The organism is Pseudomonas sp. 05N434, assembly GCF_056396965.1.
In genome coordinates this window covers 1-9,008 of sequence record NZ_JBFTMK010000160.1, presented here as the reverse complement: position 1 = coordinate 9,008, position 9,008 = coordinate 1, and the positions used below count along the sequence as shown (strand labels likewise).

The 9,008-nt window shown below is 60.4% G+C and carries 6 protein-coding genes and 1 pseudogene; 3 read left to right on the top strand and 4 right to left on the bottom strand.

What is annotated here, in order from left to right; all coding sequences use genetic code 11:
• Positions 1-53: 53 nt before the first annotated feature.
• Entirely contained in the window at positions 54-524 is a 471-nt protein-coding gene (locus AC1DLB_RS12695; RefSeq protein WP_007937731.1) for a DUF1289 domain-containing protein, read from the bottom strand.
• A gap of 409 nt (positions 525-933) precedes the next feature.
• Between AC1DLB_RS12695 and acnB the strand changes: the two genes are divergently transcribed.
• Positions 934-3,543 (top strand): bifunctional aconitate hydratase 2/2-methylisocitrate dehydratase, encoded by a 2,610-nt coding sequence (acnB, locus tag AC1DLB_RS12690; protein WP_018929654.1) that lies wholly within the window; start codon positions 934-936, stop codon positions 3,541-3,543.
• A gap of 147 nt (positions 3,544-3,690) precedes the next feature.
• On the top strand, positions 3,691-4,371 hold the full coding sequence (locus AC1DLB_RS12685) for a glycosyltransferase (protein WP_158245534.1): 681 nt from the start codon (positions 3,691-3,693) through the stop codon (positions 4,369-4,371).
• A gap of 12 nt (positions 4,372-4,383) precedes the next feature.
• Here the strand turns inward: AC1DLB_RS12685 and AC1DLB_RS12680 are convergent, their stop codons facing one another.
• Positions 4,384-5,664 carry a serine/threonine transporter gene (locus tag AC1DLB_RS12680; RefSeq protein ID WP_064618247.1) on the bottom strand — a complete coding sequence of 427 codons (1,281 nt, stop codon included), beginning with the start codon at positions 5,662-5,664 and terminating at the stop codon, positions 4,384-4,386.
• Positions 5,665-6,183: 519 nt separating this feature from the next.
• Between AC1DLB_RS12680 and AC1DLB_RS12675 the strand changes: the two genes are divergently transcribed.
• Entirely contained in the window at positions 6,184-7,155 is a 972-nt protein-coding gene (locus AC1DLB_RS12675; RefSeq protein ID WP_018929656.1) for a 2-hydroxyacid dehydrogenase, read from the top strand.
• Here the strand turns inward: AC1DLB_RS12675 and tssA are convergent.
• Positions 7,152-8,249, bottom strand: coding sequence for a type VI secretion system protein TssA (gene tssA / locus AC1DLB_RS12670; protein WP_111453522.1), 1,098 nt, complete (start codon positions 8,247-8,249; stop codon positions 7,152-7,154). The two genes, AC1DLB_RS12675 and tssA, sit on opposite strands and share 4 nt — an antisense overlap.
• Positions 8,246-9,008, bottom strand: a pseudogene (locus tag AC1DLB_RS12665) (type VI secretion system protein ImpL); the annotation flags it as partial. The pseudogene AC1DLB_RS12665 and the gene tssA, both read right to left, overlap by 4 nt.

The following is a 9,008-nucleotide window of genomic DNA, read 5'->3' as shown; positions in this document are numbered from 1 at the left end:
CCCCTGTAGGAGCTGTCGAGTGAAACGAGGCTGCGATCTTTTGCCTTCAAAGGCTATCCGCCGAAGGCGTCCTTGAGAAACCCCGGCGCAATGTAGCGCTGGTAATGTGCTTCCGAGAGCAGGAAAAATTCCCGATCAATGGCATCGCGCAATTCCGGCAGGTTCCAGTCGCGGAACTCCGGCAGCAGCACCATTCCGTAGGCTTCCAGATTATTGATGACCCGCGCGCCCCGGGCGATCAACTGATAAGCCCAGCAATACTCCGACTGATGCGGCACAAAGCGGATCTTGCGCTGTTCCAGCTGCATTCTCAGCAGCGCGGGATCGAAAATTTCTACCTTGGCAGCCATCACCTGCGACAACAGCTGCTCAAGCCGCAACCACACCGCGCGTTTTTCTTCCTCGTTGTAACCGTTCCAGTGGATCACTTCGTGATGGAAACGCTTGCAGCCACGGCACACCAAATCACCGTAAACAGTGGAGCAGAGGCCGACGCAGGGGGTCTTGATGGTCTGATTGGGCATAGGTAGACAAAACACGGGAAAGCAGAACAGGTCGGCATGTTAGCCCTTTGTCTAACATTCATCACCCCTCAAAGTTTTGGACCTAACTTACCTTTCAAATTTTTTTGCCGTAGAATCAGCCAGCCTTTTAAGGCGCCAATGTCCGTTAAGAAGCTGTTTTCAAAGCGTCACGAGCACAGTCGTTCCTTCAGAGCGGTGTTGGCGAAGGGTTTTTCCAGCGGGGAAAAGCCCAACGCCAACCCTCATCAGCTCCCCGTTCTGCAGGCGTAAAACTTTGAAAGCAGCTTCTGTAAGGAATTGCCGGTAATTCTGGCTAAGCGGCCCACAACGCCACGCAGCGCATGAGTACGGTAATTTCGGGATGAGCGTCCCGGACACCCATTTGGGACCACTGATGAGGGTAATAACTGTGCTTGAAGCCTACCGCAAACATATCGAAGAGCGCGCAGCACTGGGTATCGTTCCCCAGCCGCTTAACGCCGAACAAACTGCAGGCCTGGTCGAGCTGCTGAAGAATCCCCCGGCTGGCGAAGAAGCTTTCCTCGTTGACCTGATCACCAATCGCGTTCCGCCAGGAGTGGACGAAGCCGCCTATGTAAAGGCCGGTTTCCTGTCTGCCCTCGCCAAGGGCGAAGCCAAATCCCCTCTGATCGACAAGAAGCGCGCTGTTGAACTGCTCGGCACCATGCAGGGCGGCTACAACATCGTGACCCTGGTAAACCTGCTGGACGACGCCGAACTGGCGCCAGTGGCTGCCGAAGAACTCAAGCACACCCTGCTGATGTTCGATGCCTTCCACGACGTGGCTGAAAAAGCCAAGAACGGCAACGTTCACGCCAAGGCCGTGCTGCAGTCCTGGGCTGACGGCGAGTGGTTCAAGAAGCGCCCGGTGCTGGCCGACAAGATCAGCCTGCGCGTCTTCAAGGTGACCGGCGAAACCAACACCGACGACCTGTCCCCTGCTCCAGACGCCTGGTCGCGTCCAGACATCCCGCTGCACGCCCTGGCCATGCTGAAAATGGCCCGTGACGGCATCGTTCCGGACGAGCAAGGCAAGACCGGCCCGATGAAGCAGATCGAAGAAATGCGCGGCCAGGGCTTCCCTATCGCCTACGTCGGTGACGTGGTCGGTACCGGTTCCTCGCGTAAATCCGCTACCAACTCGGTACTGTGGTTCTTCGGCGACGACATTCCTTACGTGCCTAACAAGCGCGCTGGCGGTTTCTGCTTCGGCAGCAAAATCGCTCCGATCTTCTACAACACCATGGAAGATGCCGGCGCACTGCCAATCGAGTTCGACGTTTCCAACATGAACATGGGCGATGTGATCGACCTGTACCCGCATGCTGGCAAAGTCACCAAGCACAACAGCGACGAAGTCCTGACCACCTTCGAAATGAAGACCCCGGTTCTGCTGGACGAAGTCCGTGCCGGCGGCCGTATTCCGCTGATCATCGGCCGTGGCCTGACCGAAAAGGCTCGCGCCGAACTGGGTCTGCCACCGTTCGACCTGTTCAAGAAGCCTGAAGCACCGGCCGAAAGCACCAAGGGCTTCACCCTGGCGCAGAAAATGGTCGGCAAGGCTTGCGGCCTGGCAGAAGGCAAAGGCGTTCGTCCTGGCACCTACTGCGAACCGAAGATGACCACCGTGGGTTCCCAGGACACCACCGGTCCAATGACCCGTGACGAACTGAAGGACCTGGCGTGCCTGGGCTTCTCCGCTGATCTGGTGATGCAGTCCTTCTGCCACACCGCGGCTTATCCAAAGCCGATCGACGTGACCACCCACCACACCCTGCCTGACTTCATCATGACCCGCGGCGGCGTTTCCCTGCGTCCGGGCGACGGCATCATCCACTCGTGGCTGAACCGCATGCTGCTGCCAGACACCGTGGGTACCGGTGGCGACTCGCACACCCGTTTCCCGATGGGCATCTCGTTCCCGGCCGGTTCCGGTCTGGTCGCGTTCGCCGCAGCCACCGGCGTCATGCCGCTGGACATGCCGGAATCGATCCTGGTGCGCTTCAAAGGCAAAATGAAACCTGGCATCACCCTGCGTGACCTGGTTCATGCCATTCCTTACTTCGCCATCCAGAATGGCTTGCTGACCGTCGAGAAGAAAGGCAAGAAAAACGCCTTCTCCGGCCGCATCCTGGAAATCGAAGGCCTGGAAGGCCTGACGCTGGAACAGGCTTTCGAGCTGTCCGACGCGTCGGCCGAACGTTCGGCTGCCGGTTGCACCATCAAGCTGTCGAAAGAGTCGATCACCGAGTACCTGCAATCCAACATCACCCTGCTGCGCTGGATGATCGGCGAAGGCTACGGCGATGCACGTACCCTGGAGCGTCGCGCTCAAGCGATGGAAGCCTGGATCGCCAACCCGCAACTGATGGAAGCCGATGCCGACGCCGAATACGCCGAAGTCATCGAAATCGATCTGGCGGACATCAATGAGCCTGTGCTCTGCGCACCAAACGATCCGGACGACGCCCGTCTGCTCTCCAGCGTTGCTGGCGAGAAGATCGACGAAGTGTTCATCGGTTCGTGCATGACCAACATCGGTCACTTCCGCGCTGCCGGCAAGTTGCTGGAACAGGTCAAAGGTCAGCTGCCAACCCGTCTGTGGCTGTCGCCGCCGACCAAAATGGACGCTCACCAGCTGACCGAAGAAGGCTACTACGGCATCTACGGCAAGGCCGGCGCACGCATGGAAATGCCAGGCTGCTCGCTGTGCATGGGTAACCAGGCACGTGTAGAGCCGAACTCCACCGTGGTGTCGACGTCGACCCGTAACTTCCCGAACCGTCTGGGTGACGGCGCGAACGTCTACCTGGCTTCGGCCGAGCTGGCGTCCGTTGCGTCCATCCTGGGTCGCCTGCCGACCGTCGAGGAGTACATGGAATACGCTGGCAAGATCGACAGCATGGCGGCCGACGTTTACCGCTACCTGTCCTTCGACCAGATCGCCGAGTTCCGTGAAGCTGCTGCGAACGCCAACATCCCGGTCGTTCAAGCCTAACGCTACAAAGCCATAAAAAACGCCGCCCATCGTGAGATGAGCGGCGTTTTTTTATGCCTGACGCCGATTACCCAGCTATCTTTGCCTGATGTCGGCACCAGGACGGCGTGCCACGAGGCCCCACGGGCCTTATCTCAAGGAGGAGTCATGCGGGTCATCCTGATCGCCATCGGTTCGCCCGGTGACGTTTTCCCCTTCATTGGCCTGGCCAATGCGCTGAACCTGCGCGGTCATCGCGCGACCTTGTGCAGCCTGCCGGCGTTCAAAGCCACCGTCGAACAGTACGGGCTGGAATTCGAGCCGTTAGGCCAGCAAGCCTGCGACGACACGCCCCGCCCGCGAGACTCGAAAAGCGCTTTGGCAGAGCAGTGGAACGCAGTCTCGCACCTGCTCGAACCGACCTATGACTACATCGCAGCGCGGCGCCATGAGGATATCGTGGTGGTGGGCTCGTTTTGGGCGTTGGGCGCACGTGTGGCCCAGGAGACGTTCGGCATTGCCTACCTTTCGGTACAGATTTCACCGTTCTTGCGCGAGGTCCATCGGCTGGCGCTGGACCAGCTCTGTGCGCCATCACTTAACGCCTTGCGCGCCAGAAAGGGCCTGAGCGGGACGGTTCAACACGTTATGAGCCAATGGATGCATTCGCCGGACGGCGTGATCAGCTTCTGCCCCGAGTGGTTCGCACCGCAGCAAGCTTCTGCGCCGGCCACGCTGTGCAAGGCCTGCGAAAAAGCCGTTGCGGCTATCGAGCATTGCCGCCAGCGAACCAAAGGTCGTCTGGCCGGGCATTCGAAGGGGGCGATCAACCGGGGCAGCTCCGATTGATCGCCCGCTGTTTCAGGCGCTGAGCGAGTAGATCAACGCCGAAATGGCCACCAGGCCCACCAGCGTCACGAAGACGTTGGAGGCTTGGCCACGGTAACGCGCCATCGCCGGTACTTTGCGGATCGCGTACATCGGCATCAGGAACAGAATCGCCGCGATGACCGGGCCACCGAGGGTTTCGATCATGCCGAGAATGCTCGGGTTCAGGGTCGCGACGACCCAGCAGACCACCAGCATGAACGCTGCGGTCATGCGGTCCAGGGTCTTCGGCGCCGGGCGTTTGCCGCTCTTGACGATCAAGCCCTTCAAGCCTTCGCTTGCGCCGATGTAGTGGCCCAGGAATGACTTGGAAATGGCCACGAAGGCAATCAACGGCGCCGCGAAGGCGATGGTCGGGTTGCTGAAGTGGTTGGCCAGGTACGACAGGATCGACAGGTTCTGTGCCTTGGCTTCCGCCAGTTGCGCCGGCGACAGGGTCAACACGCAGCTGAAGACGAAGAACAGCACCATCACCACCATCAAGAGGTGGGCGCGGGACAGGATCTGCGAACTGCGCTCTTGGGCATGCGTGCCGTAGCGACGTTTCTGGTCCACCGCGAACGCCGAAATGATCGGCGAATGGTTGAACGAGAACACCATCACCGGAATCGCCAGCCACAGGGTGTGCAGCAGCGCCGACGACTCAGGCAGCGTGGACGCGGTGCTGAGGATGCCGCCATTCCAGTGAGGAATCAGGAACACCGCCAGGAACAGCAGCGCGACGATGAACGGATACACCATCAGGCTCATGGCCTTGACGATCACCTGCTCACCGCAACGCACCACCGCCAGCAGGCCGAGAATCAGCACGAACGACAGCACGGCGCGCGGTGGCGGCATGATGTGCAGCTGATGTTCGAGGAAACTGCCCACGGTGTTGGTCAGGGCCACGCTGTAGATCAGCAGGATCGGGAAGATCGCGAAGAAATACAACAAGGTGATCAGCGCACCGGCCTTAATGCCGAAATGTTCTTCCACCACTTCGGTGATGTCTGCACCTTCACGACCGGACAGCACAAAGCGGGTCAGGCCACGGTGCGCGTAAAACGTCATGGGGAACGCCAGCAATGCCAGGATCAGCAACGGCCAAAAGCCGCCCAGCCCCGCGTTGATGGGTAAAAACAGGGTACCGGCCCCGATTGCCGTGCCAAACAGGCCCAGCATCCAGGTGGTGTCATGGCGATTCCAGCTTTCGAGGCTCGCTGGTGTCGCCGCTACATAGCGTTCGTCGACGCTATTGGCCTGATCATTCATCCGGTCGGATCTCCGCTTTCCGGTCACTTGCCACTCGGTCAGGACGCGTCGGAAAAAACCGACAGACATGCTCCGGCCGAAACAGGGGCGGGATTCTCCGCGATAAACGAGCAGAAGCAAAGGCTTAGCTGAGCAATGGTTGTGGGAGCAGATCAAAGGCCTGTCGCTTTTAGAAAAATAATTGTCGGCAGCGGGTATGCGATGTGTCGTTTTCTGACACGCTTTAGTAAACCCTAATGTACGGTGTGCCTGACGAACCGCAGCGCCTGACTTTACGACTGCTGCGCAGCCGAACGCAGGCTCGACAGCTGCTGCGGCAATTTCATCGCGGACAAATCCTCTCCACCTGCCGCGCACTGATCTAGTGTTGTATCTAAGAAGCTCGCCGGTATCGCCAACGCCTGCACAGGTGCTTGCCAACCAATAGCCTATGATCTCGGACCGTTGCCAATCTGCTCTGGAGTCAGCAATCTGACGCGACGTTCGAGCCCCACACTCCGCTGCCCACAGGAGCCCAGCATGACCGCAACCGTTCTGGTACTGGTTGAAACCATCAATGAATACCTGCCGATTCTCGAACATCAGGGGTTTCATTTGATCCTGGCCCCAACCCCGGCCGAGCGCGCTGCCGCCATTGCCCGGCAGGGCAGCCAGATCGATGCGGTGCTGACGCGTGGCCCGTTGGGCCTGTATGCCAATGAAATCGCCGCCCTGCCCAACCTCAAGATCATCTGCGTGATCGGCGCCGGTTACGAACACGTCGACCTGCAGGCCGCCGTCAACCGAGGCATCACTGTCACCAACGGCGCCGGCGTCAATGCCTCCTCCGTTGCCGATCACGCCATGGCGTTGCTGCTGGCACTGGTTCGTGACATCCCTCGGGCAGATGCTGCCGTCCGTCGGGGCGAGTGGCCGAAGATCATGCGTCCTTCGCTGGCCGGCAAACACATAGGCATCCTCGGCCTCGGTGCCGTTGGCCTCGCTATCGCCAAACGTGCCGCCAACGGCTTCGATATGAGAGTGAGCTACCACAACCGCCAGCATCGCAGCGATGTGCCGTACAGCTATTGCTCGACGCCTACCGAGCTGGCACGCCAATCAGACTTTCTGATAGTTGCCACCCCGGGCGGGATCGGCACCCAACACCTGATCAACCGGCAAGTGCTCGACGCCCTGGGGCCCAACGGATTCCTCGTCAACATCGCCCGAGCCAGCGTGGTCGTCACGGCGGACCTGATCACCGCGCTCGAACAGCGGCGGATCGCCGGTGCCGCGCTGGATGTCTTCGACCACGAACCCCAGGTACCGGACGCCCTCAAGGGGTTGGCCAACGTGATTCTGACTCCGCATGTCGCCGGATTGTCCCCGGAGGCCACCCAAGGCACCGTCGAGCTGGCCGGCAAAAACCTGACGGCGTTTTTTTCCGGTCAACCGGTACTGACGCCCATTGCGTTACCGCCACCGTCGACAACCACCCGGCTCAATCACTAAAGAACGCCCAACAGTGTCCAGAGTCGTCGGGATTCGGCATCGGCGCTGATCAGTTCGCCCAGCAGCTCGCTCAGGGGCTTGTTGCCCCACTCCACACCCCGCTTGATCAGATAGGGCACCGGGCTGTGGGGTTCGGTGCGCGCCAGGTACTCGGCGATCAGCAGCAATTGCCGGTACGCCTCTTCACGATTCGCCGGTTCGCTGAACACTTGGGGCACTGCAAGGACTTCAGACGCGGCGGTCGGGCTGGGGCTCGATGCAGCCACCACTGGCGTTTCGACCGGAGGCGCCGGGGTCGGTTTTCGTGGATGCATGGCGATAAACTCCTGAACCAGGGTCAACAACGCGTCGATCACGTCCTGCAGCGCCTTAAAGCCTGGGGCCTGATTCCCGAGAAAAGCGTCGCTCCACACCTCCAGGCGCTGCAAGTGCTGCTGACTGAGCAGCAGACTGCCCTGGCTGCGCAACCAGAATGACAACGGTGTGGCACGAATCTGTTCGGTGATTTTTTTCTGTTCGTTGCGCGCGTTCTCGGCCGAGGTCTTGGCCGCTTTACTGTCGCTGCCCTGCACCTGTTGCAACTGCAACCGGCGCCAGGCGTCCAGACAGAAGCCGTCGAATTCGTGGTTGTGCGGTTCGAACAACGGCACTCGGGTCAGCAACACTTCAGCGTAGCGTCGAGCCAACCATTCCAGCGGTATCACTCGCCACGACAGGTCGCCATCCTCAGCCTGTGGGTGCAGGTGTTCGGGATAGCGTTCGCACAACCCGGCCACCAGCGCCAGGCTGCCCGGCAACCCATCGAGCCCGTCCTGATGCAGCCAGGCCTCCCCCAGCCAGGCGCTGAGCATCAAATCCTTGCTGCGCTCGAGCAGCAGGCTCGTGGCCAGTTTTTCCAGCTCCGGCCACTGGGCGCGCTTGATCGACGACTGCCACACCCCCGTCGGCAAACTGGTGTCATCCTCGCGGCGCAGTTCGCGCAACCGGTCGAACTCGGGTTCATAACGCAAATCCTGACCACAAGGCGCCTCCTTGCTGATCGGTTCGAGCAGTTGCGTAATCAGTTCCGGCAACGGTGTTGATGGTTGATTCACAGGCCCTCCTCCTCATGGGATTCAATCGCCGCGGTCGAGCGCGTCACCAGGAACGGTGAACGCGGAGCCCGGGTCGGCAAGGGCTGAATGGACAACGGCAATTTCGAGCCCTGGGTCATCAACGACAGGCGCACAAACATCAGGGTTTGCTCCGCTGCGCTGGCCTGCGTGGTCACGGGCAGGCGCAAGGTCAACGGAAAATCCGTGTAGTCCAGGTTCGGCTGGCGCTGCACCGACACGTGCGAACGCATCAAGCGCAACAGYGACCATGGACCGCTGTACTCCCAACCCGCTTCCAGATCACGCACCACCAGGCTCGGCTGTAACGGATCGTTGGCCGGACGCTGATAGCCATTTCTGGCCCAACGCAAGGTCAGCCGGACTGGTTGGCCGACCATCCAGCGCAGGTTCTGCTGAGCTTCGCCGGGGTAGTTGATCTGTTGATTCCCGGCATTCAAGCCCCAGGCAATCACCTGGTCGGCACCGCGCTCTTCCTCCCGATCGGTACGCCAGCGCACATCCATCTCCACCCCCAGCACGCCGCTCTTGTCGCGCACGAACATCGGCCCCAGCCAGGTGCTGGCTTGCTTCAGACGATTGAGAAAGTCCTCGGCGGCCAGGCGTTCCGGGGTCTGGCTCAGAGCCAATCCGGCCTGCGCCACCGGCAAACGCTTGTCGATCAGCTCCAGCAAATGCTGGACCAATCCGGCCTGCGCCACCGGCAAACGCTTGTCGATCAGCTCCAGCAAATGCTGGACC

Bases quoted from the DNA above. Each gene is read 5' to 3' on its own strand.
- AC1DLB_RS12695 (WP_007937731.1), bottom strand. From the start codon at position 524: ATGCCCAATCAGACCATCAAGACCCCCTGCGTCGGCCTCTGCTCCACT.
- AC1DLB_RS12685 (WP_158245534.1), top strand. From the start codon at position 3,691: ATGCGGGTCATCCTGATCGCCATCGGTTCGCCCGGTGACGTTTTCCCC.
- AC1DLB_RS12680 (WP_064618247.1), bottom strand. From the start codon at position 5,664: ATGAATGATCAGGCCAATAGCGTCGACGAACGCTATGTAGCGGCGACA.
- AC1DLB_RS12675 (WP_018929656.1), top strand. From the start codon at position 6,184: ATGACCGCAACCGTTCTGGTACTGGTTGAAACCATCAATGAATACCTG.